Source organism: Corynebacterium sp. MSK039 (genome assembly GCF_030232315.1).
Classification (GTDB): domain Bacteria; phylum Actinomycetota; class Actinomycetes; order Mycobacteriales; family Mycobacteriaceae; genus Corynebacterium.
In genome coordinates, this window is the sequence record NZ_JASPJL010000002.1 from 283,992 (window position 1) to 306,786 (window position 22,795).

The following is a 22,795-nucleotide window of genomic DNA, read 5'->3' on the forward strand; positions in this document are numbered from 1 at the left end:
GTGACGAGGACAATGACTAACTCACAGCAGCACAACGCCGGGGCCGGCCTGGCCATCCACCGCCTGACCTTGGACGACTTCGCGGGAGTGCCGCACGTCGACCTCGACCTGGCGGATTCCGGGGTCACCGTGGTGCACGGGCGCAACGAATCCGGAAAATCGACCCTGCTCACGGCCATGAAGCTCCTGCTCAACACGAGCGTGAACACCAAGACCCGCAAGCAGGAGGTCATGGCGCTCAAGCCGGTGGGCAGCAATGGCAAGCCCACGGTCGCCGCGGAGATGAGCATTGGGGCTTACCGGCTGCGGATCGAGAAGAGCTTCGGCACCGGCCGGCACGCGGCCACACTCGATGTCTCGGCGCCCGCTGTGGAGAACCTGGTGGACCGGGAGGCTGAGGAACGTTTCGCGGAGATCCTCAACGAGACGGTGGACCGCACGCTGCTGGATGCGCTGACAGTGGAGCAGGGCGCGAGCCTGGAGGCTTTCTCCGCTGGCCGAATCCAATCCCTCAGCACCGTTCTGGCGGCACAGAGTGACCAGAGCGCGGAGGCCGATACCGGCCACGAGGTGGACGCCACGGCCGCGGAACTGCTCGCGGCGATCGAGAAGGAATACGATCGCTATTTCACCGCCAAGGGGGCTGTGAAGAAGAATGGTGAGCTGCAGAAGGCCCGTGACGAGCGCGAGGCCGCAGAACAGGCCCTAGCAGAAGCCACCGACATCTATGACGGAGCACAGCGGCAGATCCGGGCGATCACGGAACTGGAAGAGGAAGAGCGCCAGGCTGCGGCGGAGCTGCCCGAGGCGAAGCGGGCCGTCGAGGAACTCGAGGAACAATTGCAGACCGCCCGGGCGGCACAGGAAAAACTCCGGGGCTTCGAACGCGAAGTCAAGAACGCGCACCAGGCACTCGATCTAGCGAAGTACCGCCATGACGCGCGGAAGAAGCAGGTTGAAGCGGTGACTGGCAAGCGAGCCGAGCTCGAGAAGGAACAAGAGCGGCGCGATGAGCTCGCCACGAAGGCGGCCAAGGTCGAGGAAGAACAGCGGAAGCTGAAAGCGGAATACTCCAGCGCTGCCGAGCAGCAGCGATTCGCACGAGGCTACGTTGCGTGGGCGCAGGCGGGCGCCGAATATCGCGAGGCGGAGAAGAGCCACAAGAACGTCGCCGAGCGCGCAGCGGAGGCAGAAAAGACGCTGGAGAGGCTGCGGGAGCTTGAGAATAAGCTCGCGGAGAATCCGGCGACCCAGCAGGCCCTGGACGCGCTGAGTAGCGCCAACACCCAGCTTGCCGTGGCCACCGCGCAGCAGGAGGCAATCGCCACCGAAGTGAAGATCACCGGTCCCGCTGGCACGGTGCGCGACGGCGAGGAGGATGTCGAACTCACGGCGGAGGGGTACCGCACCCTGGTGAGCTCCCCGCGTCAGTTCGCACTCGGGGACTACCGCGTTGCGGTCACTCCGGCCCGCGACACCAGCGAGACGGAGACCGCGGTGAGCCGTGCTCGGGAGCAGGTCGCCCAGGCATCGAAGGCCCTCGGCATCGAGGACGGGGACACGAAGGCCGCTCACCGGCTGGCCCAGCAACGGCGCGCCCTGGAAAACGATCGCGACGAGGCACAGCTGGAGCTGCGCGGGATCACCGGGGGCGTCAGCTCCCAGGACCTGCAGTTCAGTGTGGAGCAGTCCAGCCGGGAGCTGGTCGCCGCAGGTGAGAAGCTATCCGACCGGGCTCGCGCCGCGGCCAATATCTGGCGGGAGCTGGGCGGGAATGCAGAGCGGGCCGAGGAATTCGGCCTTGAACCCGAGCTGGAAGAACAGCTCGCGCGGTTAACGCGGGACTCGTCGCGAGAAGCGACGGAGGACACAGAGCCGCAGGTCGCTGAGGCCCGGACTGCGGGGGAGCAGGCCCCAGGGCACAACGGCGAGCTTGCGGGGCTCGTGGTCGATCTGGAAACAGCACAACTGTTCCTCGAGCGCAGCGAGGCGCGGTACACCGCAGCTCAGCAGGCCAAGGATGCGACGGAGCACTCGCAGATCCTCCAGGAGCACAAGCTGGCAGAACTCAATGCTACGCAGCAGGCGCAGCAGCTCGCGGCCGCAGAAGACGAGTTGGCGCAGCAGCGCGAAGAGGCCAGCGACGAGCAGCTGGCGGAGGCCGTCGCCGTGCAGAACAGCGCGTTGGTGGAGGCTGCCGCGATTCGGGATAAGGAGAAGGAGAAATACGAGTCCGCCGCCACCGCCGAGCAGCTTGAGGGCCTCCTTAACGGTGAGAAGGCGGGCCTCGGGGTGCTGCAGAAAAACGCCACGCAACGCGGCCAGGAGCTCGTCCGCCTGCGCACCGAGTTGGCTGGCCGCGAAGGCGCTGCGGAGGCCAAGCGTGAAGCGGCAGCCGAGGCGGAACGGGCCGCCCGCGCCCTAGCTGCCGTCACTGCCCGAGCGGAGGCCGCCCAGCTTCTGTGGGAGACGATGAATGAGGCTCGTGCCGAGCTACGGGGTCGCTACTCCCGCCCGCTGTCCGAGGCCTTCCACGTCCTTGCTCGCACCATCTACGGTCCGGGCGTCCAGTTCGAGTTCGACGAGGACCTGCAGGTCAGCCGCCGCATTGACGACGGCGTGGCCCTCGACGTGTCCTCCCTGTCTGGTGGCGCGAGGGAGCAGATCAATCTGCTTTCCCGTCTCGCGGTGGCATCGCTGGTGGCCCGGGGCGGGGGAGTGCCGATCATTATCGACGACAGCCTCGGTTACAGCGACCCGCAGCGCAGCAGGGACATGAACGTGGTGCTCTCCCAACTGGGCGAGCAGCACCAGATCATCGTGCTGACCTGCGATGCGCAGCGCTTCTCCCGCGTGGTGGGCGCCAAGCAGGTGGACATGGTTCAGCTGCGCCGCGGCGGGGAATAGCCCCTGCGGCATGAAAAGCCCAGGTGGGGCGCACTGTGTGCGCCGCCACCCGGGCAATAAAACGTGCCCCCGAGACGATTCGAACGTCCGACCGCTGGTACCGGAAACCAGTGCTCTATCCCCTGAGCTACGGAGGCATCAGATCGGTAGTCTAGCACCCTGGGTGCAAGGGGAGGCAAAAACACCCCACCGGCCAGCGCGCCCCGCGCAGACGGATGGGGGCGACGAACCCGCATTACGTGCTGATAAAGTCTTTAGTCGTGACTCCAGCAGAACTTTCCGAATTCATTGCACGCATCGCCCGCGAGGTCCTCACCGAGCGTGGCCTGGACGCCTCCGTCGTCCCCGATAACCCGACGGTCGAGCGCCCGCGCAACCCAGAGCATGGCGACTACGCCACCAACGTCGCCATGCAGACCGCCAAGAAGGCGGGAACCAACCCCCGCGAGCTGGGCACGTGGCTCGCTGAGAAGCTGGCCGCCAGCCCGGAGATCGACGAGGCCAGCGTCGCCGGCCCTGGATTCATCAACATTCGCCTGGCCGCTGCCGCGCAGGGCAAGATCGTGGAGAACATTCTCGCCGCTGGCCAGGACTTCGGCCGCGGAGATGCCTACAAGGGCACGAAGATCAACCTGGAATTCGTCTCTGCTAACCCCACCGGTCCGATTCACCTGGGTGGTACCCGATGGGCCGCCGTCGGCGACTCGCTCGGCCGCCTGCTGGCCGCCCAGGGTGGCGAGGTGACTCGCGAGTACTACTTCAATGACCACGGCGGCCAGATCGACCGCTTCGCGAAGTCCCTGCTCGCTGCCGCGCGCAACGAGCCCACCCCGGAGGACGGCTACGGTGGCCAGTACATCCAGGACATCGCCGCCCAGGTCGCCGAAGCGAACCCGACCTGGGGCGAGCTCTCCAACGCGGATGCCCAGGAGCTCTTCCGCGCCCAGGGCGTGGAGCTGATGTTCGACCACATCAAGACCACGCTGAAGCAGTTCGGCACCGAGTTCGACGTCTTCTTCCACGAGAACTCCCTCTTCGAATCCGGCGCGGTGGATAAGGCCATCGAGGAGCTGAAGTCCAACGGCAACCTCTACGAAGCCGACGGTGCCTGGTGGCTGCGCTCCAGCGACTTCGGCGACGACAAGGACCGCGTCGTCATCAAGTCCGACGGCAACGCCGCCTACATCGCCGGCGACATCGCCTACATCGCGGACAAGATCAATCGCGGCCACGACCTGTGCATCTACATGCTGGGCGCGGACCACCACGGCTACATCGCACGCCTGCAGGCCGCCGCAGCGGCACTGGGGTACGACCCGAAGCAGGTGGAGGTCATGATCGGCCAGATGGTCAACCTCGTCCGCGACGGCGAGGCCGTGCGCATGTCCAAGCGCGCCGGCACCATCATCACCCTCGACGACCTGGTCGAGGCCATCGGCGTGGACGCGGCACGCTACGCGCTGATCCGCTCCTCGGTGGACTCCTCCCTGGACATCGACATGGACCTGTGGGCCTCCCAGAGCAACGAGAACCCGGTGTTCTACGTCCAGTACGCCCACGCCCGCCTGTGCTCCCTGCAGCGCAAGGCAGACGAACAGGGCGTGGACTTTGGCGGCGCCGATCTCTCGCTGCTGACCCACGACCGCGAGGGCACGCTGATCCGTTCCCTGGGCGAGTTCCCGAAGGTGGTCCGCACGGCCGCTGAGCTGCGCGAACCGCACCGCATCGCCCACTACGCGGAGAAGCTGGCCGGGGATTTCCACCGCTTCTACGACGCCTGCCAGGTGCTGCCGAAGGCCGACGAGCCGACCGGTGCGGACGCAGCCCCGATCTTCCACGCCCGCCTGGCCCTGGCCGCCGCCACCCGCCAGGTACTGGAGAACGCACTGAGCCTGGTCGGCGTGTCCGCACCAGAAAGGATGTAAGGCTACACCCGCATGGATCCGGTCACAGCACAACAACCCACACCACTACGCCGGCGCACCGCCACCACCGAGGAATTCAACCTCATCCCGGCTCACGTCTTCCCACGCACCACGCGCCGGGCAGAGAACGGGGAGGTGGCGATCGGCGGCGTGAGCCTGCCCGAGCTCGCCGCCACACACGGCACCCCGAGCTTCGTCATGGACGAGGCCGACTTCCGCTCCCGCTGCCGGGAGATGGCTGAGGCCTTCGGCGGGGGAGAGCGGGTGCACTACGCCTCCAAGGCCTTCATCTCCACGGCCGTGTGCCGCTGGGTGGCCGAGGAAGGGCTGAGCCTGGACGTCGCGAGCCTCGGCGAGCTGCGTATCGCCCTGCATGCCGACTTCCCGGCCGAGCGCATCACGGTGCACGGCAATAACAAGAATGAAGAGTTCCTGCGCGCCGCCGTCGAGGCGGGCGTGGAGCTCATCGTCATCGACTCGCTCCAGGAGATCGCCGAGCTCTCCCGCGTGGCCCGCGAGCTGGGCACCACCCAGGACGTCCTGGTGCGCGTGACCCCGGGCGTGCACGTCGATACCCACGAGTTCATCGCGACCTCCCACGAGGACCAGAAGTTCGGCTTCTCCCTGGCCTCCGGGAAGGCCAAGCAGGCAGCGGAGGAGTGCCTCGCCGCCGATGGCCTGGTCCTGCGCGGCCTGCACTGCCACGTCGGTTCCCAGGTGTTCGATGCCGACGGCTTCGTGCTCGCCGCCGAGCGCCTGCTGGGCCTGTGGAAGCAGCTGCTATCCCACGAAGCCACGGGGGCGGATTTCAACGTCCTCGACCTGGGCGGCGGCTATGGCATCGCGTATACCCCGGACCAGGAGGCGCTTGACGTGGCCCCCGTGGCACGCAACCTGCTCGCGAAGGTCGCCGAGGTGGCCGAGGAGGTCGGTGTTCCGACCCCGATCGTCAACGTCGAGCCGGGGCGCGCGATCGCAGGCCCGGCCATGGTGACCATTTACCGGGTCGGCACCGTCAAGGACGTCGAGACCAGCGACCACACTGTGCGCCGGTACATCTCCGTCGACGGCGGGATGAGCGACAACATCCGTCCGGCCCTCTACCAGGCGGAGTACGACGTCCGGGTGGTCAATCGCGAGGTCGCTGGCACGCTGGTCCCGACCCGCATCGTCGGCTCCCACTGCGAGTCCGGCGACATTCTGATCAACGATGTCCCGGTTCCCGACGACGTCGCGCCGGGCGACCTGTTGGCCATCGCGGCGACGGGGGCGTACTGCTACTCGATGTCCTCCCGCTACAACATGTTCCTGCGCCCGCCGGTGATTACCGTGGCGGATGGCCAGGACCGGGTAATGATTCGCCGGGAGCGGCTGGAGGATATTTTGGCCCTCGAGGGCTAGGGAAGGTCTGCCCCGGCAACGCTGGGGCACACCCGCAAAACATAAAACTAGACAGCTTGGTCTAGGTGGGTTAACCTCTGACCTAAGCGATACACAACTTGGCATTCTGCTGCTCGCTAGAATGGCTAACCGACGCCACCAAAGGCGAGCACAAAACCAACAACAACATTGGGAGAAAACTCATGACTGACGCATCGGCGCCCACCATCCGCCCGGGTAAAGGACTCGACGCCACCATTGGTGTTGCACTGCTGGGCATGGGCACAGTCGGTGCTGAGGTTTACCGACTGCTCAACGAACGTGCCGACGAGTTCGCCGCCCGCATCGGCGGGCCGCTGGAGGTCCGCGGCGTCGCGGTCTCCGACCTGTCCCGCCCGCGCGAGGGAGTCGACCCCGAGCTGCTGACGGACGACGCGCTCTCCCTGGTGCAGCGCGACGACATCGACCTCGTGATCGAGGTCATCGGCGGCATCGACTACCCACGCCAGGTCGTCAACGCGGCCCTGAAGGCCGGCAAGTCCGTGGTCACCGCGAACAAGGCCCTCATCGCCGCCCACTCCGGCGAGCTCTCCGAGGCCGCCGAGTCCACCGGCGCTGACCTCTTCTTCGAGGCAGCCGTCGCCGCGGCCATCCCGGTCGTCGGCCCGCTGCTGCGCTCCCTGGCTGGCGACAAGATCGAATCCGTCATGGGCATCGTCAACGGCACCACCAACTTCATCCTCGACGCAATGTACGAGCGCGGCGCCAGCTACGACGAGATGCTCGCCGAGGCCACCGAGCTGGGCTACGCCGAGGCTGACCCGACCGCAGACGTCGATGGTCACGACGCCGCCTCCAAGGCCGCGATCCTGGCATCCCTGGCCTTCCACTCCCGCGTCTCCAGCGAGGATGTCCACACTGAGGGAATCCGCAACATCACCACCCAGGACATCGAGGCCGCCCGCGCCGCAGGCTGCACCATCAAACTGCTCGCCCTGTGCGACCGCGTCACCCAGGCCGACGGCACCCCAGGTGTCTCCGCCCGCGTCTACCCGGCTCTCGTCCCGCTGTCCCACCCGCTGGCCAGCGTCTCCGAGTCCTATAACGCCATCTTCGTCGAGGCCGAGTCTGCCGGTCGCCTGATGTTCTACGGCAACGGCGCCGGCGGTGGCCCGACCGCCTCCGCCGTCCTCGGTGACGTCGTCGCCGTGGCCCGCAACATCATTCATGGTGGCCGCGGTCCGCGCGAGTCCACCTACGCCGCCCTTCCGATCGCTGATTTTGGAGACGTCGTGACCCGGTACCACGTTGACATGCTGGTGGAGGATCGTGTGGGCGTGCTCGCCGAGATCTCCAACGCCTTCTCTAAGCACAACGTCTCCCTGAAGACGGTGCGCCAGGAGAACAAGGACGACCTGGGCGCCCGCCTCGTCGTCGTGACCCACAGCGCCACCGAGAAGGACCTGGAGGAGACGGTCGCCACGCTCAACGAGCTCGACGCCGTCCGCGAGGTCCACTCCGTCATCCGTATGGAAGGTAAGTAACAGCAATGGCGACTGAGATCCCCGTCGGCCGCAAGGTTCGGGTCAAGGTTCCGGGTTCTTCCGCGAACCTGGGCCCCGGATTCGACTCGCTGGGTCTGGCCTTGAGCATCTACGACCACGTCGAGGTCGAGGTCATCGACTCCGGCCTCGAGGTGGAGGTCACCGGCGAGGGGCAGGGCGAGGTGCCGCTGGACGAGCGACACCTGGTCGTCCGCGCCATCCGCGCCGGGCTGAAGAAGGCGGACGTCATTGCCCGTGGCCTGCGGGTGCGCTGCAATAACTCCATCCCGCAGTCCCGCGGCCTGGGTTCCTCTGCCGCCGCCGCGGTCTCGGGCGTGGTGGCGGCCAATGCGCTGGCCGGGGACGTCCTAGACACGGACACGATCATCCAGCTTGCCTCGACCTTCGAGGGCCACCCGGATAACGTCGCGGCCTCCGTCCTCGGCAGCGCCGTCGTGTCCTGGACGAACATCCCGGTCGACGGCACCGAGCCGACGTACCACGCCGCCCCGGTCACGGTGCACCCGGATATCCGCGCCACCGCGCTGATTCCGAATTCCCACGCCTCCACCGAGGCTGTGCGTCGCGTGTTGCCGAGCGATATTCCGCACCTGGACGCCCGCTTCAACGTGTCCCGCACCGGCGTGCTGCTTGTTGCTCTGTCCAAGGACCCGAGCCTGCTGTGGGAGGGTACCCGGGACCGGATGCACCAGCCATTCCGCGCCGAGGTGCTGCCGATCTCCTCCGAGTGGGTCAACCGCCTGCGCAACCAGGGCTACCCGGCGTTCCTCTCCGGGGCGGGTCCGACCGTGCTGGTGTTGTCCACCGAGCCGGTGGAGGAGGCACTCCTGCAGGAGGCCCGCGATCGTGGCATCCGCGTCGAAGAACTGACGGTGGCCGGGCCGGTGACCGTCGAGGACGCCTAAGCGGCTGACCGCGAACTAGCGGAAGCGGGTCAGCCCGCCGCGCAGGCTGGCTAGCCCCGTGACGCCGCGTCGCTCCAGCGCATCCACCGCGTGGGCGGAACGAGCCCCGCGCGCGCAGACCACGACCGCCCCGTTTTCCACCTCCGGCGGGGTGTAGCCGCCCAAGATCGCGGCCAGCGGCACATTGATCGCCTCGGGTAGGTGGAATTCCGCAAACTCCCTGGGCTCTCGCACATCGATGACCGTGCTCCCGGGCGGAATCTCGGTGACCTCCACCGGACCATGCGGGGGAGTGCCCGTGCGCACCTGCTCGGTGACCTCCGGGTTGGCTGCCACCGGGATCTCCTCCCAGCTAGCGGTCAGGCTGTCGTAGTAGGCGAGCCGGCCGACCAGCGGGCGGCCCACGCCCGTGATGAACTTGATGGCCTCCAGGGCCATCGCCGAGCCCACGATGCCCACCAGCGGCCCCAAGACACCCGCCTGCGAGCAGGAGGGCACCGCGCCCGGCGCGGGCGGGGTGGGGAAGAGGTCCTCGTAGATCGGCCCGTGGCCTGCCCAGAACACCGATAGCTGCGCCTGATAGCCCAGGATCGAGGCCCAGACGTGCGGGATCCCCAGCCGGGCGGCCGCGTGACTGGCCACGTGCCGGGTGTCGAAGTTATCCGTCCCGTCGAGGACGAGGTCCGCGCCCTCCAGGACCCTCAGCGCGTTCTCCCAGGTCAGCCGCTCGACAACTGGCTCGATGTGAACATCGGGGTTGAGCTCTGTCAGCCGCGCGCGGGCGGAGTGGGCCTTGGACTCGCCGTTAGCGGCAGCCGCAGAGCTGTGGATCACCTGGCGGTGCAGGTTGGATAGCTCCACGGTGTCGTCGTCGATGAGCGTGATGTGACCGATGCCCGCCGCGGCGAGGTACAGCAGCGCGGGGGAGCCCAGCCCACCGGCTCCGATCACCGCGACCCGCGAGGCAGCCAGCTTCTCCTGGGCCTCCGGGCCCATGAGGGTGACCTGGCGGCTATAGCGTTCGCTGGTGCTCGGCGAGCCCGCAGCGTCGACGGAGTGCGAGGACAATCTTCATGCTCCTTGGGGTTAACGTGCGGCCGAATGTCGCGAGGATTCGTACCCCGCAGGCGACCTCCCACTGTAGCCCTAAAATGGGATCCGGTAGCCCAGGGCAGCCCGGCAGAAAACGGTGTTTCTTGTGGTCTCTGCGGGCGGCGCCGAACAGCAGATGAGGAGCACAGATGAGCGGTACAACCCCACACGACAACACGGCTCCGCGCGAGAGCACGGCCCCGCGCGACAATCCGGCTCCGCGCCAGAGCGCGAAGATCGTCGTCGTCTCCGACCGCATCGCCGGCGGGGAGCGGGAGAACACCATTGGGCAGGACGCCGCGGCGATGCTGCAGGAAGCCGGGTTCACCGTCACCGACCTCATCGTCGTGCCCGAGGGGGCCGAGCCCATCCGGCGCGAGCTCGAGCAGGGAATCGCTGATGGGGTGGCGCTGTTGCTGACCTGCGGCGGAACGGGGCTGGGGCCGCGGAACCTCACCCCGGAGGAAACCCTCAAGGTCATCTCTACCCGGCTGGAGACTGTGGAAACCCAGGTGCTCGTGGAGGGGCTGAAGAACACGCCCAAGGCTTCGATGTCGCGTGGCGTGATCGGTCTGAGCTCTCGGGAGCCGGGCGGCACACTCGTGGTCAATGCCTCCTCGTCCTCGGGCGGCATGCGGGACTGCCTGAAGGTCATCCTGGCTGTCTGGCCCAGCATTTCGGGCTGGATCCGATAGCGCCCGGGGACGGGCTAGCATGGAGCGCATGCGTATCCACTATTTCGCCGCCGCCCGCGCCGCCACCGGAGTCAGCGAGGAACCCGCTGAGGCCTTCGACACCCTCGGCGAGCTGCTCGACGATGCGGCAGCGCGGCACACCGGACGCACGGACTCTGGCCTGAGCCTCGCCGACATCCTGGAACGCTGCACCTTCCTCGTGGACGGCCAGCGGGCCGAGCGCGCGACCGGGCTCGCCGGGGCGCAGCGCGTGGACGTCCTGCCACCTTTCGCCGGGGGATAGGGTCTTTTTCGGCGGCTCGCTTTCGGCCGCGCCCGGCCGCGTGGATGAGCCCAGCTCGGTCTCAGACCAGTAGGACGTCACCCAAGTCCGGTGTCGCCCAACTCAGCTTGGTCACCCAGTTCGACGTCACCTAGCTCCGCGAGTTGCGCCGGGGTATCGAAGTCCCGCTCCGCGCCTGTTCCCGGCACCCGCACCACCTGCCGAGCGGCCCGCAGCAGGGCACCGGCAGGTACGTCGCGTTCCCCGGTTTGCGCTATCGCGGTGAGCAGGCTGGCCCGGCGCCAGAGCGCACACAGCGGCTCGTCGAAGCCCGCGGCGTTGACCACCACAGCGCAGTCCGCCTCGCCGATGCCCTCGGCGAGCCGGGGCAGGAGCATGGCGGAGCCGGGGGCATCGACGGCTAACACCGCCACCCATTCGGTATCCAGCTCCCGCAGCCCCGCCGCGATACCCGCCACCGGTCCGCCGAAGGGAGGGCTTTCGCTGACCGTCGGCACCCCCAGGTTCTGAGGTGCCACAGCCACCCGCGGACAATTGGGTGGCAGAGACCCCCACAGCCGGTCGATGAGCCTGCGCCCGTCCACTTTGACCTGGGCCTTATCGGCGCCCATGCGGGTGGACTTCCCGCCCGCCAGCACCACGATGCCGAGGTTGGCGAAGACGCATTCCGGGGATGGTGCCGGCGCGCCGGGGGACGGTGCCGGTGCGCTGGGGCTCACGGTCGTGGGCTCGCTGTTGCTTCTAGGGCGCGACATGTTCGAACCTGCTCATACTCATTGCCCGGTTGTTCCGCGGCCGAGCAGGTGGACGAGCAGCGGATCCCCCTCGGCCGGGGCTGCAGCCCTCGCCGCGCCGCGTTCTGCCGCACCACCCGCGGTGGCCTCGCTTGAGGGCTCAATGATCGTGAAGCCATCGATGCCGGTCAGCGCGGTGACGTCGCTGGAATTATGCGAGCCCGTAGAAAACGGCACCGCGACCGGGGCGTCGTCGCCGTCGGATAGTCGGACAGGAACCACCAGCGAGCGGCCCTTGCGCGGGGCAGCGAAACCGGGGCCGGCCACCGCCTGGAGCGGCCGAAACGCCCGGGCCTCCCGGTTGCCCGTGCCCAGGATCGCCAGCAGCGGGGCCACGTAGAGCAGGAAGGACACGTAGGCTGCCACAGGATTCCCCGGCAGGCAGACCAGCGTGGCCTCACCCCAGGAAGCCACCCCTTGTGGGGTGCCGGGGCGCTGCGCGACCGGGCCGAACCACGATCCCTCGCGCGGGCCCACCACCTCCCGCACCACGTCGAAGGCTCCGGCGCTGATGCCGCCGGTGGTCACGATGACATCGCACGCACTCGCCTCGTCCAGCAGCTCCGCCAAACCTCTGCCGCGGTCCCCGCTGTGGAACCGCCGCACCTCGGCAGCACCGTGTTCCACGGCCAGGGCGGCGATCATCGGCAGGTTGGAATCCGGCAGCTGGGAGGCACCCGGGACATCCGGCCAGGGCACCAGCTCGTCCCCGGTGGAGATCACCGCCACGGTGGGCCGGGCGTACACGTCCACCGCCTGCACCCCCGCCGAGGTCAGCGCGGCGAGCGTGCCCGCATCCACCCGCGTGCCCGCTTTAGCCACGACCGCCCCGGCGGGGTGCTTGCCCCCAGCAGGGCGGATATGGCTGCGGTGCAGATCCACCGTGCGCACCGTGATCTGCTCGGGCAGCTCTAATGGCCCGGCGGGGACGTCCGTCTGTTCCACCGGGACGACGAGGATGTCGGCTCCCGGTGGCACCGGGGCGCCCGTCATGACCCGGACCACGTGACCGGGCGGGCACTCGATGCGCGGGGCGCCGGCGGGAATATCGCCGGCCACCGGCAACACCCAGGGGCCTGTGCCAGCCACGTCCGCCGCGTGCAGCGCGAAGCCATCCATCGCGGAGTTATCGAAGATCGGATTCGCCAGGATGGCGTGAACCTCGCCCGCCAGCACGTGCCCATAGGCCTGGTCGAGCGGTACACCGGAAAGCACGTTTGGTTGAGCCAGCGCGAGCACCCGCTCGCGGTGCTGCGCGATGGACACGAGATCCGCCACACTAGCCGCCGATCTTGCTCATGGTGCGCTCCGGCTGGAGGAAGCCGGGGTCGTCGATGCCATGGCCCGGCTTCTTGCGTGCCATCGCGCCCGCCCACGCATCGGCGAGCTCCTCGTCGCGTGCACCCTGCCGCATCATGTCCCGCAGGGAGACCTCGTCGGCTGCCTTGGAGAACAGGCAGGAGCGAATCGCCCCGTCGGTGGTCAGTCGGGTGCGGTCGCACGCCCCGCAGAAGGGGTGGGTCACACTCGCGATGATGCCCACCTGCCCGGAATACTCGCCGTCGGTGACATCCCACAGCTCGGCGGGTGCGGAGCCGCGGGGCTCGGTGGCGGGAGTGAGTGTGAATTCGGTTGCCAGCCGCTTGAGCAGTGCATCGGCCGTCACCATGCCCTCCCGGGTCCACTGGCCGCGCGGCCCCAGGGGCATCTGCTCGATGAAGCGCAGCTGCAGGCCCCTGCGCAGGCAGAAGCGCACCAAATCCGCGGCTGAGTCCTCGTTTTCGCCGGGCAGGACGACCGAGTTGATTTTCACGGGATTTAGCCCGGCCGCCAGTGCAGCGTCGATGCCGCGGAGGACATCCTCGTGCCGATCCCGCCGGCTGAGCGCCGCGAAGGTCTGCGGATCCGTGGTGTCCAGCGAGATATTGATGCGGTTCAGGCCGGCCGCCGCAAGCCCGGCTGCCCGCTTGTCCAGGCCGAGCGCATTCGTCGTGATGGCGATGCCCGGCACCTGGCCCTCGTCGGTGCGCAGCTGGGCGGTGGCCGCCACCAGTTCCTCCAGGGACTTGCGCAGCAGCGGCTCGCCGCCCGTGAAACGCACCGCCCGGATGCCCAGCGTCTCCACGCCGATGCGCACCAGCCGGATGACCTCCGCATCGCTTAAGGAGTGCTCCGTGGGCAGCCACTCCAGGCCATCAGCCGGCATGCAGTAGGTGCAGCGCAGGTTGCAGCGATCGGTGAGGCTGACCCGCAGATCCCGGGCCACGCGACCGAAGGAGTCGACCAGCTGGCGGGGGCGGGGAGCAGAGGAATTTTGAGTCATCGTGGGGCTCATTCTAGTGGGGCTGTCAACGCCCGTAGCAGCCACTAGTCCTCGCCGAACTCAGCTTCTTCGTTGGGATCCGGCAGGGTCATGATCTCCAGCTCGCCACGGCGCATCAGCCGGCGCAGCTCCTTCTTGTCGAACTTCTCCACGCTCGTGCGCTCGATGTTCTCCACGAAGCAGAAGTTCTCCGGGGCCATCCACGCGGGAACCTGCGGCAGCATGGAGTTGCGGATATCCGTCGCGGTTTCCTCAGTCGGCTCGTAGCCCGCGGCCAGGACGACGACGGCCAGGGGTCGCTGGCCCCACTTATCGTCCGGGATGCCGATGACCGCCGCCTCGTTTACCCCGGGGTGGGCCAGCAGGTAGTTCTCCAGGGAGGCGGAGTAGATCCACTCGCCACCCGAGCGGATCACGTCGTTCTTCCGGTCGTGGATGACGAGGAAACCGTCCTGGGTCACGGTGGCGATATCGCCGGTGCGCAGCCAGCCGTCGACCGTGAAGCGGCTGGAGCCATCGTCCACCGCCTCGCCCCGGAAGACGCTGGCCGCACCGTCACCGGTCTGGCTGGGGGACTCGTAGTAGCTGGCGGCGACAGTATTCCCGCGAACCTGCAGCTCACCGGCATTGCGGTCGTGGGATTCCAGGGCGCGACCCGCGTCGTTGACGATGCGGTATTCCAGTCCCACGGGGAAGCGCCCCTGGGAGTAGCGGTAGGCGGCACGCGCCTGGCCGGCAACACCGGCGGGCGGGTGCGCGACCGTGCCGATCGGCGAGGTTTCCGTCATTCCCCAGCAGTGGATCATGTCCACGCCGTAGCGGGCCTCCCAGGCGTCGATGAGAGCCGGGGGAACCTGGGAGCCGCCGGAGTAGATCGTCTGCAGGCTCATGCGCCTCGGCGGAGTCTTCTCGTAGTGGACGATCAAGCTCATCCACACCGCCGAGGCTCCGTGCGCCTGGCGGGGCATGGCGTCCTCGATGACGTGCGCGAGGTGCTCGGGATCCGTGGTGTGCCCGGTCATCACCATCGGCGCGCCGGACATGAACGCGGCCAGCGGAACGCCCCAGCTCAAGACGTGATAGATCGGCACTCCCAGGAGGAAGGGGGTGTCGTTCTGGATGCCGAAGCTATCGGCCGTGCGCAGCCCCAGGGAGTGCAGCCACAGGGAGCGGTGCGAGTACACCACGCCCTTCGGCGCCCCCGCCGTGCCGGTGGAGTAGCACAGCGCCGCCGGCGCGGTTTCCGGCAGATCCGGCCAGTCATAGATCGCAGGCCGTTCATCCAGCAGCGGCTCGTAGTCGGCCACGTGGATCCGGCGCTCGGGGTCAGCCTCGGCGAAGGTGAGGGTGATCCGGTCCTGGATTCGGGTGATATCCGCGGGGCTGGCCCCGACGAGGATCATGCCCTCCACGGTGGGGCAGTGGGGGAGCATCTCGACTAGGCGGTCGGCGTCCACCGCGTCACAGACGATGACGCGGTCCTCGGCGTGATTGATCGTGTGGATGACCTGGTCGTCGGCGAGCTGCCGGTTCAGCGGCTGGAAGACTGCACCCATCGACGGGGCCGCTAGCAGCACCTCGAGGTGCTCGGTGCGGTTGACCATCAGGGTTGCCACCCGGTCGCCGATGCGGATGCCGAAATCCTCGGCAAGCGCGTGCGCGAGTGCAGCCACGCGCGCCCCGATCTCCTTGAAGGTCGTGACCTCAGGCTCGGTTCCCAGGTACGTGGTCACCGTGCTGTTGCGGTGCGCGTTGGTGCCGTAGGTCAAGATTTGCGATACGGAAAAGGGGCGTTCCTGCATCGTAGATTCCATGCCGTCCACCTTAGCCCGCGGTTGCGGTTGCTTATTCTTTATGACGCCACCATCTCAACAAACCGGAGCCTCGGCCGATGATGATGCACCCTGGCCATCAGGGAACGAGACTCAAGGCCGGGGTTTAAAAGTGTGTGAGCTATCGCCGGGTGTTACACTTGCAGCTGCTTCGAGGGCGCCGTGCGAACAGCCGGGGCCCAGGAGGATTCCAGGGTGTGGGGCGTTCAATCGCCAGCGCCGCTTCATGGGCCGGGTTGTTATTGGCCCCGCGGCAGCCGCACCGCCACCGCGATTCCCCGGCCGGCCCCAGGCAGTGGGCGTCTGCCAGATGTGCGGGATCGTGGGAGGGCAATTTCTTTTAATACTCAAGAATAATTCCGGGTTGTTGCCTGCTTGGCGCATCTGTTGAGTGGCCGCCACCTGGGCCGGCGTGTGTCGTCGGCCAAAATCAATGAAAATTCTGCGCAGCGCGTGAGATGCACTGGCCAATAGTCCTGGCTGGTGTCGACCAAGGATGCTGCGCGACGGAAAGGACTTTCGTGAGCTTGTCCGACATCATCGAGCGGGGTCAGGCCAATGGGCTGGCCTCCCTCAAGCTGGCCGAGCTGCGGCAAGTTGCAGCGGCCCAGGGGCTCAAAGGAACGTCGAAACTGCGCAAAGGAGACCTCGTGGCAGCCATCGAGAACGCTGGCAAGGGTGGCGGCGCTGTAGCCAGCGACCGGCCCGAACAGAAGGCCGAGAAGAAGGCTGAGCAGCGCAGCGAGCGCAGCGAGCACAGAGAAGGCAAGCAGGCCGAGCGTCGCGAGGATCAGCAGGACGGGCGCCCATCCTCCAAGGAACCAGAGAACAACTCCGGCCAGCAGGAGGAACAGAACTCGGGCAGCAACGAGCGGGAGGATCGTCGCAACAACCGTCACAACGATGGCGGCGATAACCACCAGGGGCGCCGGCGTCGTCACCGCCGGAACCGCCGCAACCGCCGTGGGGGAGACCGGGGCCACGACCGCAACAACGGGCACCGGAACAACGGTGGCCACGGCGATGGCGGAAACCACGAGGATGGTGGCGAGAACCGCAAGGACCAACAGGACCACAAGCCGGAGCCACAGGAGGCCCCGGTCGCGGGCATCCTCGACTTCGCGGACGCCAACACCGCCTTCATCCGCACCACTGGCTACCACGCGGGGCCGACGGACGTGTACGTCCCGATCAACACGGTGCGCAAGTACGGCATGCGCCACGGCGACGCCATCGTCGGCACCATCCGTCCGAACGCAAAGCAGGGCGGTGGCCGCGGCCGCAACCGCCAGAAGTTCACCCCGCTGCACTCCGTAGAGACAGTCAACGGCCTGTCCCCAGAGCAGGCAGCGCAGCGCCCGGACTTCTCCAAGCTGACCCCGCTGTACCCGAATCAGCGCCTGCGCCTGGAGACCACCCCGAAGGTGCTGACCACCCGCGTGATCGACCTGATCATGCCGATCGGTAAGGGGCAGCGCGCGCTCATCGTCTCCCCGCCGAAGGCCGGTAAGACCACGATCCTGCAGGACATCGCCAACGCGATCTCCACCAATAACCCGGAGTGCTACCTCATGGTCGTCCTCGTCGACGAGCGGCCGGAGGAGGTCACGGACATGCAGCGCAGCGTTAACGGCGAGGTCATCGCTTCGACGTTCGACCGCCCGCCGAAGGAGCACACCGCCGTCGCGGAGCTCGCGGTGGAGCGCGCGAAGCGCCTGGTCGAGCAGGGTAAGGACGTCGTTCTCCTGCTCGACTCCATCACCCGACTGGGCCGTGCGTACAACAACTCCTCGCCGGCCTCCGGGCGCATCCTGTCCGGTGGTGTGGACTCCAACGCCCTGTACCCGCCGAAGCGCTTCCTGGGGGCTGCGCGCAACATCGAGCACGGCGGCAGCCTGACCATCATCGCCACCGCGATGGTGGAGACCGGCTCCGCTGGCGACACGGTGATCTTCGAGGAGTTCAAGGGCACAGGTAACGCCGAGCTGAAGCTGGACCGCAAGATCGCCGAGCGCCGCGTGTTCCCGGCCGTGGACGTCAACCCATCCGGCACCCGCAAGGACGAACTTCTGCTCGGCCCGGACGAGGCACGTGTCATGCACAAGCTGCGTCGCATCCTCTCCGCCCTGGATCCGCAGGCCGCGATCGACCTGCTCATCAAGCAGCTGCGGAAGAACAAGACGAACCGGGACTTCATGATCCAGATCGCCAGCTCCGCCCCGCTCGCGGATGAAGAGGATGACTAGTCCGCACGCCAACCGGCTAGCATTGACCAGTGGACCAGGACTATTAGGAAGAGACTAAAAGCATGTCCAAGGCAGGCAAAGACTCGAGCAAGGATTCGGCGCTCGACCACACCCCGTCGGTGATGGATGACATCCTCTCGGAGTACCAGGGGCTGGAGGCCCAGCTGGCGGACCCGGAGCTGCACAATGACCCGAAGGCGGCGCGCCGGGTTGGCAAGCGCTTCCAGGAGCTCCAGCCGGTGATCCAGACCTACGAGCGGCTGAACACTGCGCGGGAGGATCACGAGGCCGCGGCCGAGATGGCCAGCGAGGATGCGGAGTTCGCTGAGGAGGCCACCCGCCTGGAGGCGGAGATCGAGGAGCTGCAGGAAAAGCTCACCGATCTACTCGCCCCGCGGGACCCCAAGAACGGCGACGACATCATCATGGAGATCAAGTCCGGCGCCGGTGGCGAGGAGGCGGCCCTCTTCGCTGGAGAGCTGGCGCGCATGTACCAGCGCTACGCGGAGCGTCACGGCTTCGCCACGGAGATCCTGGGCCTCAACGAGACCGACCTGGGAGGGGTCAAGGACATGACCATGTCCATCCGCTCCAAGCAGCCCTCCCGCGACGGCGCATGGGCCGACTTCAAATTCGAGGGAGGCGTCCACCGCGTGCAGCGCGTGCCCGTCACCGAGTCCCAGGGCCGCATCCAGACCTCCGCCGCCGGTGTGCTGGTCTACCCGGAGCCGGACGAGGTCGAGGACGTCCAGATCGACGAGAAGGACATCCGCGTTGACGTCTACCGTTCCTCCGGTAAGGGCGGCCAGGGCGTGAACACCACCGACTCCGCGGTCCGCATCACCCACCTGCCGACCGGCGTGGTCGTGACCTGCCAGAAGGAACGCTCCCAGATCCAGAACCGCGCCCGCGCGATGCAGGTGCTGGCTGCTCGCCTGCAGCAGATGAAGGAAGAAGAGGCCGAGGCGGAGGCAGCGGAGGGCCGCGCGGCACAGATCCGCACCATGGATCGCTCCGAGCGCATCCGCACTTATAACTTCCCGGAGTCGCGCGTCTCCGATCACCGCATCGGTTACAAGGCCAATAACCTGGATTCCGTGCTGGACGGGGACCTGGAGTCCCTCTTCGCGGCTCTGAAGGAAGCCGAGCGCATCGAGCGCCTCGAGGCCGAGGCCTAAATGGCCACCGTCAGCGAGGCGGTGCGCACCGCTGCGCGGCAGTTTTCCGACGCCGGACTGGCGTCTCCGCTCAACGACGCTCGCTGGCTCATGGCTTACGCCCTGGCCGGGGAGGGTAACGCGGATTCGCCGCGCACCCCGGCCGGACTGACCGAAGTCTTCTCAGCCGGTGGCGACCCGGAGCCAGCGATTTTTGCCGAGTGGGTGGCCCGCAGGACGCGTCGCGAGCCCCTGCAGCACATCGTGGGGGCCGCGCCCTTCTTCGGCTACGACCTCTACAGCGATTCCCGCGGCTTCATCCCGCGGCCTGAAACCGAGCTGCTCACCGAGTACGCATTGGGGAAGATCCGTGGCTGGCTTGAGCGCGCCGCCGCCGAGCCAAACCTGCGTCCCGCAGACGGAGTCGTGCGCGTCGTGGACCTGTGCGCCGGTCCCGGCACAATCGGCCTGGCGCTGGCCGCGCAGCTCGCCGAGTTCCTCCGCGGGCAGGCTACGTCCAGCCCCGCCGATTACCGCTGGCTCCGCACAATTGAGGTGACCGGCATCGAGCTGGACCCGGCGGCCGTGGAGTTGGGGCAGGAGAATCTCACATACTTCCGCCGGGCGGGTCTGCTCGGCGAGCAGCTGGACGTCCGCCTCGTGGAAGGCGACGTCCGCGACCTCGAACTTCTCGAGGCCCTGGGTCTTGCCGGTCGCGCCCAGCTCGTCGTCGCGAACCCGCCCTACGTCCCCAGCGGCAGCCGAACGGACGTCGAGACCGGGGCCGACCCTGCGATTGCCGTCTTCTCCGGCGACGACGGCCTCGAACTCATGCCCCATGTTGCCGCCGCGATCGTGCGCGCCGCCGCCCCCGGGGCGCCAGTCGCCGTCGAACACGACGACGCCACCGGGGATCAGACCCGGGAGATCCTCATTGCCGCGGGACTGAGCGACGTCGAGAAGAAACAAGATTTTGCTGGCCGCGACCGCTTCGTCGTCGGGCGAGCGACTGTGCCACAGGCAAGCCAATAACAGCCACCGCGCGGGCGGCACCGGGCGGGGCACTACACTCAAGAAGAAGAAAACAGCGCACAATTCCCACGTAAGGGAGAAGGAAGCACATGGCCCAGCGAGTAGACGCGACAAACCCCGGAGACCGGGAAGGCGCCATAGTCACAGCGGAGAACGCAGTAAAGGGCGGTCGGTTGATCGTCATGCCGACAGACACGCTCTATGGCATCGGCTGCGATGCCTTCGATAACGCCGCCGTCGAGGCGCTGCTGCAGGCCAAGCACCGCGGCCCGGACATGCCGGTGCCCGTGCTGATCGGTTCTTGGGACACCGTCGAAGGGCTGGTCGCAGAGTTCAGCGCGCACCTGCGCCGGCTGGTCGAGGCATTTTGGCCCGGTGGGCTTTCCCTGGTCGTGCCACAGGCTCCGAGCCTGCCGTGGAACCTGGGGGACACCCGCGGCACCGTGATGCTGCGGATGCCGAACCACCCGATCGCCATCGACCTGCTGCAGCGCACGGGGCCGATGGCGGTCTCCAGCGCGAACGTCTCCGGCCAGCCGCCGGCGACCACCGTGGCCATGGCTGAGGAGCAGCTCGGGGACTCCGTGGCGGTGTACTTGGACGGTGGGGAGGCGACCATCGGGGAGCCCTCCACGATCGTTGACCTGGCTGGCCACCGCCCACGCATCCTGCGCGAGGGCGCGATCAGCGCCGAGCAGATCGGCGAGGTGCTTCAGATGCCAGCCAGCGAGCTGCGCTCGAAGTCCTAAAGGTGGGCTAACAGGATGCTTGTGGCTCAGGGACTCACGCCGGTGGCCGGTGCCGGCGTGCCGCTGCGTGAGCTGGCGCTCGTGCTGCTGGTCGGCTGTACCGTGACCTTCCTGACCACTGGCGGTGTGCGCTACCTCATGGTCCGCTACGGCACCATGGCCATGCCACGGGAGCGCGACGTGCACACGGTTCCCACACCTCGCTTGGGTGGGATAGGGATGTTTACCGGCGTGGTCTTCGCGATCGTCGCCGCAGCACAGCTTCCTGCCTTGAATCGTGGTTTCCCGCCGGTCACACCGGATATGACGGCGGTGCTGGCCTCGACCTTCGTGATCGTCATCGTCGGTATCCTCGACGACCTGCGCGACATCGCCTGGTGGGTCAAACTCGGCGGACAGGTCGTGGGGGCGACGCTGATGAGCCTGCTGGGACTGAGTTGGTATCTGATCTACTGGCCAGGCGGGGCGGGAACCACCCTCATTCTTGACCAAGTCCAGTCCACGATCTTGACCGTTCTTCTCACCGTCACGATCATCAACGCGATGAACTTCGTCGACGGTTTGGATGGGCTGGCCGCCGGGCTGGGGCTGATTGCGGCAGGCACCGTGCTGATTTACTCGCTGACGATCCTGCACGACCAGGGTGGGGCGGTGTCCGCGTACCCGCCGGCGATCATCTCTGCCGTGCTCGCTGGGGTGTGCATGGGCTTTCTGCCGCATAATTTCTCACCCGCGCGGATTTTCATGGGAGACTCCGGGTCCATGCTCATCGGCACGCTGCTCTCGGCCGCCTGCGTGTCGGCCTCCGGACGCATTAACCTTTCGCTCTACGGTGTGGCGGACATGTTCGCGCTGCTGTCTCCCGTGATCGTGGTGCTGGCTGCGCTGTTCATCCCGCTGTTGGATCTCGTGCTCGCTGTGGTGCGACGCGTGGCGGCTGGCAAGAGCCCGTTCGCGCCGGATAAGAAGCACCTGCATCACCGCCTGCTGCGGCTGGGGCACACCCAAAAGCAGGTTGTCCTGGTGCTTTATACCTGGGTCGGGGTGGCGGCGTTCAGCGCGGTGGGTTCCACGGTCTTGCCAACGAACTTGACCGCGATCCTGGTCGGGGTGCTGCTGCTCGTGGCCGTGGTGAGCACGGCGATCCCGTTGTGGAAATCTGGGGAAGCGGAAGATAGAGTAATCCGACGTGAGTGAAGATTTTGCAGGTCACAATGACCGCCAGCCAGACCAGCCCGGGGTGTCCGACGCTCAAGCTGCGCAGTCCCCGCTGCCTCCCGTTGAGGACGACCCGGACGTCGGTGATTCCCGCCGTCCGCTGATCCGTGCCGCCCGGGGAGGTCTCATCGCGTTGGCTGCGGTGACGGTGTTCTCGCTGGCCCTGTGGGGCGCGACCCGTGACCTTCCGGGGATCTATGGCGCACTCATCGGCGCGGCTATCGGTGGTGGCTTCCTGCTGATGACGATCGGCGTGGTGCTGGTGACTGCCAACTCCTCCCCGCAGGTCACCCTGGGGGCGGTGCTGGGGTCCTGGCTCCTCAAGGCGGCGCTGCTGCTGGTTGTGTTGATCGTGATTAAAGACAAAACCTTCTATGACAACACTGCACTCGGGGTGACGATCATTCTGGTGCTCGTGGCGATGCTCGGCTCGGAGATCATGGCAATTACACGCACGAAGCTGATGTATATCCCCGAGAAATAGGCCGCGAATCCAGCCGTCGGCACGCGGCGGAAGGGGGCTGTTCGGAACGGTAATCCGGCGCAGCGGGAATAAGCGAAACCCCACAGGTGAATGTGATCACAACCTGTGGGGTTTCGCTTATGGTTTCTTGGGGGTTTCCTGGTAGAGTCGTAGCGGGCCAACTGGGCTGCTGGGCGTTTTGCCACAAAGGCAGCGTAATTCGGCACCG

At 67.2% G+C, this 22,795-nt stretch carries 18 protein-coding genes and 1 tRNA gene; 13 read left to right on the forward strand and 6 right to left on the reverse strand.

The genetic code is table 11. The features are described from left to right. Window positions 1–12 precede the first annotated feature (12 nt). Entirely contained in the window at window positions 13–2,907 is a 2,895-nt protein-coding gene (locus tag QP997_RS02910; protein WP_284846155.1) for an AAA family ATPase, read from the forward strand. A gap of 64 nt (window positions 2,908–2,971) precedes the next feature. Here the strand turns inward: QP997_RS02910 and QP997_RS02915 are convergent. Then, a tRNA-Arg gene (locus QP997_RS02915) sits at window positions 2,972–3,044 on the reverse strand. 123 nt (window positions 3,045–3,167) lie between these two features. Between QP997_RS02915 and argS the strand changes: the two genes are divergently transcribed. The 4 genes from argS (at window position 3,168) to thrB (ending at window position 8,682) form a co-directional block, all read left to right on the forward strand. Beyond that, window positions 3,168–4,832 carry an arginine--tRNA ligase gene (gene argS / locus QP997_RS02920; RefSeq protein ID WP_284846156.1) on the forward strand — a complete coding sequence of 555 codons (1,665 nt, stop codon included), beginning with the start codon at window positions 3,168–3,170 and terminating at the stop codon, window positions 4,830–4,832. Between the two features lie 12 nt (window positions 4,833–4,844). Next, on the forward strand, window positions 4,845–6,233 hold the full coding sequence (gene lysA / locus QP997_RS02925; RefSeq protein ID WP_284846157.1) for a diaminopimelate decarboxylase: 1,389 nt from the start codon (window positions 4,845–4,847) through the stop codon (window positions 6,231–6,233). Between the two features lie 182 nt (window positions 6,234–6,415). Further along, entirely contained in the window at window positions 6,416–7,756 is a 1,341-nt protein-coding gene (locus tag QP997_RS02930) for a homoserine dehydrogenase (protein WP_070760904.1), read from the forward strand. A gap of 5 nt (window positions 7,757–7,761) precedes the next feature. Next, a complete protein-coding gene (thrB, locus tag QP997_RS02935; RefSeq protein ID WP_148812480.1) occupies window positions 7,762–8,682 on the forward strand; it encodes a homoserine kinase in 921 nt (306 codons plus the stop codon). A gap of 15 nt (window positions 8,683–8,697) precedes the next feature. On the opposite strand, the gene QP997_RS02940 is transcribed toward thrB, so the two are convergent. Then, window positions 8,698–9,750 (reverse strand): ThiF family adenylyltransferase, encoded by a 1,053-nt coding sequence (locus QP997_RS02940; RefSeq protein WP_284846158.1) that lies wholly within the window; start codon window positions 9,748–9,750, stop codon window positions 8,698–8,700. A gap of 173 nt (window positions 9,751–9,923) precedes the next feature. On the opposite strand from QP997_RS02940, the gene QP997_RS02945 reads away from it, so the two are divergent. Beyond that, window positions 9,924–10,469: a molybdopterin-binding protein gene (locus QP997_RS02945; protein ID WP_148812476.1), complete on the forward strand. Its 546-nt coding sequence runs from the start codon at window positions 9,924–9,926 to the stop codon at window positions 10,467–10,469. A gap of 28 nt (window positions 10,470–10,497) precedes the next feature. After that, the gene (locus QP997_RS02950) at window positions 10,498–10,752 is read left to right on the forward strand and encodes a MoaD/ThiS family protein (protein WP_070760896.1); all 255 of its coding nucleotides are present in this window, start codon (window positions 10,498–10,500) and stop codon (window positions 10,750–10,752) included. A 77-nt stretch (window positions 10,753–10,829) separates the two neighbouring features. On the opposite strand, the gene mobA is transcribed toward QP997_RS02950, so the two are convergent. From mobA to QP997_RS02970, 4 genes are read right to left on the reverse strand one after another with little or no spacing between them, the layout of a single operon-like run. Beyond that, window positions 10,830–11,507 carry a molybdenum cofactor guanylyltransferase gene (gene mobA, locus QP997_RS02955; protein ID WP_284846159.1) on the reverse strand — a complete coding sequence of 226 codons (678 nt, stop codon included), beginning with the start codon at window positions 11,505–11,507 and terminating at the stop codon, window positions 10,830–10,832. 18 nt (window positions 11,508–11,525) lie between these two features. After that, a complete protein-coding gene (locus QP997_RS02960) occupies window positions 11,526–12,824 on the reverse strand; it encodes a molybdopterin molybdotransferase MoeA (protein ID WP_284846160.1) in 1,299 nt (432 codons plus the stop codon). A 1-nt stretch (window position 12,825) separates the two neighbouring features. Further along, window positions 12,826–13,869 (reverse strand): GTP 3',8-cyclase MoaA, encoded by a 1,044-nt coding sequence (gene moaA / locus QP997_RS02965; protein ID WP_284846161.1) that lies wholly within the window; start codon window positions 13,867–13,869, stop codon window positions 12,826–12,828. 44 nt (window positions 13,870–13,913) lie between these two features. Further along, window positions 13,914–15,683 (reverse strand): long-chain fatty-acid--CoA ligase, encoded by a 1,770-nt coding sequence (locus QP997_RS02970; protein ID WP_284758701.1) that lies wholly within the window; start codon window positions 15,681–15,683, stop codon window positions 13,914–13,916. Between the two features lie 539 nt (window positions 15,684–16,222). On the opposite strand from QP997_RS02970, the gene rho reads away from it, so the two are divergent. The 6 genes from rho (at window position 16,223) to QP997_RS03000 (ending at window position 22,587) form a co-directional block, all read left to right on the forward strand. Then, window positions 16,223–17,947 (forward strand): transcription termination factor Rho, encoded by a 1,725-nt coding sequence (gene rho / locus QP997_RS02975; protein WP_284758700.1) that lies wholly within the window; start codon window positions 16,223–16,225, stop codon window positions 17,945–17,947. A 62-nt stretch (window positions 17,948–18,009) separates the two neighbouring features. Then, window positions 18,010–19,125, forward strand: a complete 1,116-nt coding sequence (gene prfA, locus QP997_RS02980; RefSeq protein ID WP_070760888.1) for a peptide chain release factor 1 — start codon at window positions 18,010–18,012, stop codon at window positions 19,123–19,125. Beyond that, window positions 19,126–20,136, forward strand: a complete 1,011-nt coding sequence (locus tag QP997_RS02985) for a N5-glutamine methyltransferase family protein (protein WP_284846162.1) — start codon at window positions 19,126–19,128, stop codon at window positions 20,134–20,136. Window positions 20,137–20,225: 89 nt separating this feature from the next. Then, complete coding sequence (locus QP997_RS02990; RefSeq protein ID WP_148812465.1) at window positions 20,226–20,885, forward strand: L-threonylcarbamoyladenylate synthase; 660 nt, start codon at window positions 20,226–20,228, stop codon at window positions 20,883–20,885. Between the two features lie 15 nt (window positions 20,886–20,900). Then, complete coding sequence (locus tag QP997_RS02995; RefSeq protein WP_284758698.1) at window positions 20,901–22,082, forward strand: MraY family glycosyltransferase; 1,182 nt, start codon at window positions 20,901–20,903, stop codon at window positions 22,080–22,082. Then, entirely contained in the window at window positions 22,075–22,587 is a 513-nt protein-coding gene (locus QP997_RS03000; protein WP_284846163.1) for a Cg1360 family ATP-synthase-associated protein, read from the forward strand. Before QP997_RS02995 ends, QP997_RS03000 begins: the two co-directional genes overlap by 8 nt. Window positions 22,588–22,795: the final 208 nt, after the last annotated feature.

What these genes read in the sequence shown, in the direction of transcription:
- QP997_RS02950 (WP_070760896.1), top strand. Translation starts at nt 10,498, where the DNA reads ATGCGTATCCACTATTTCGCCGCCGCCCGCGCCGCCACCGGAGTCAGC.
- QP997_RS02970 (WP_284758701.1), bottom strand. Translation starts at nt 15,683, where the DNA reads ATGGAATCTACGATGCAGGAACGCCCCTTTTCCGTATCGCAAATCTTG.
- QP997_RS02945 (WP_148812476.1), top strand. Translation starts at nt 9,924, where the DNA reads ATGAGCGGTACAACCCCACACGACAACACGGCTCCGCGCGAGAGCACG.
- prfA (WP_070760888.1), top strand. Translation starts at nt 18,010, where the DNA reads ATGTCCAAGGCAGGCAAAGACTCGAGCAAGGATTCGGCGCTCGACCAC.
- QP997_RS02930 (WP_070760904.1), top strand. Translation starts at nt 6,416, where the DNA reads ATGACTGACGCATCGGCGCCCACCATCCGCCCGGGTAAAGGACTCGAC.
- QP997_RS02985 (WP_284846162.1), top strand. Translation starts at nt 19,126, where the DNA reads ATGGCCACCGTCAGCGAGGCGGTGCGCACCGCTGCGCGGCAGTTTTCC.
- thrB (WP_148812480.1), top strand. Translation starts at nt 7,762, where the DNA reads ATGGCGACTGAGATCCCCGTCGGCCGCAAGGTTCGGGTCAAGGTTCCG.
- mobA (WP_284846159.1), bottom strand. Translation starts at nt 11,507, where the DNA reads ATGTCGCGCCCTAGAAGCAACAGCGAGCCCACGACCGTGAGCCCCAGC.
- moaA (WP_284846161.1), bottom strand. Translation starts at nt 13,869, where the DNA reads ATGACTCAAAATTCCTCTGCTCCCCGCCCCCGCCAGCTGGTCGACTCC.
- lysA (WP_284846157.1), top strand. Translation starts at nt 4,845, where the DNA reads ATGGATCCGGTCACAGCACAACAACCCACACCACTACGCCGGCGCACC.
- QP997_RS02995 (WP_284758698.1), top strand. Translation starts at nt 20,901, where the DNA reads ATGCTTGTGGCTCAGGGACTCACGCCGGTGGCCGGTGCCGGCGTGCCG.
- QP997_RS02990 (WP_148812465.1), top strand. Translation starts at nt 20,226, where the DNA reads ATGGCCCAGCGAGTAGACGCGACAAACCCCGGAGACCGGGAAGGCGCC.
- QP997_RS02910 (WP_284846155.1), top strand. Translation starts at nt 13, where the DNA reads ATGACTAACTCACAGCAGCACAACGCCGGGGCCGGCCTGGCCATCCAC.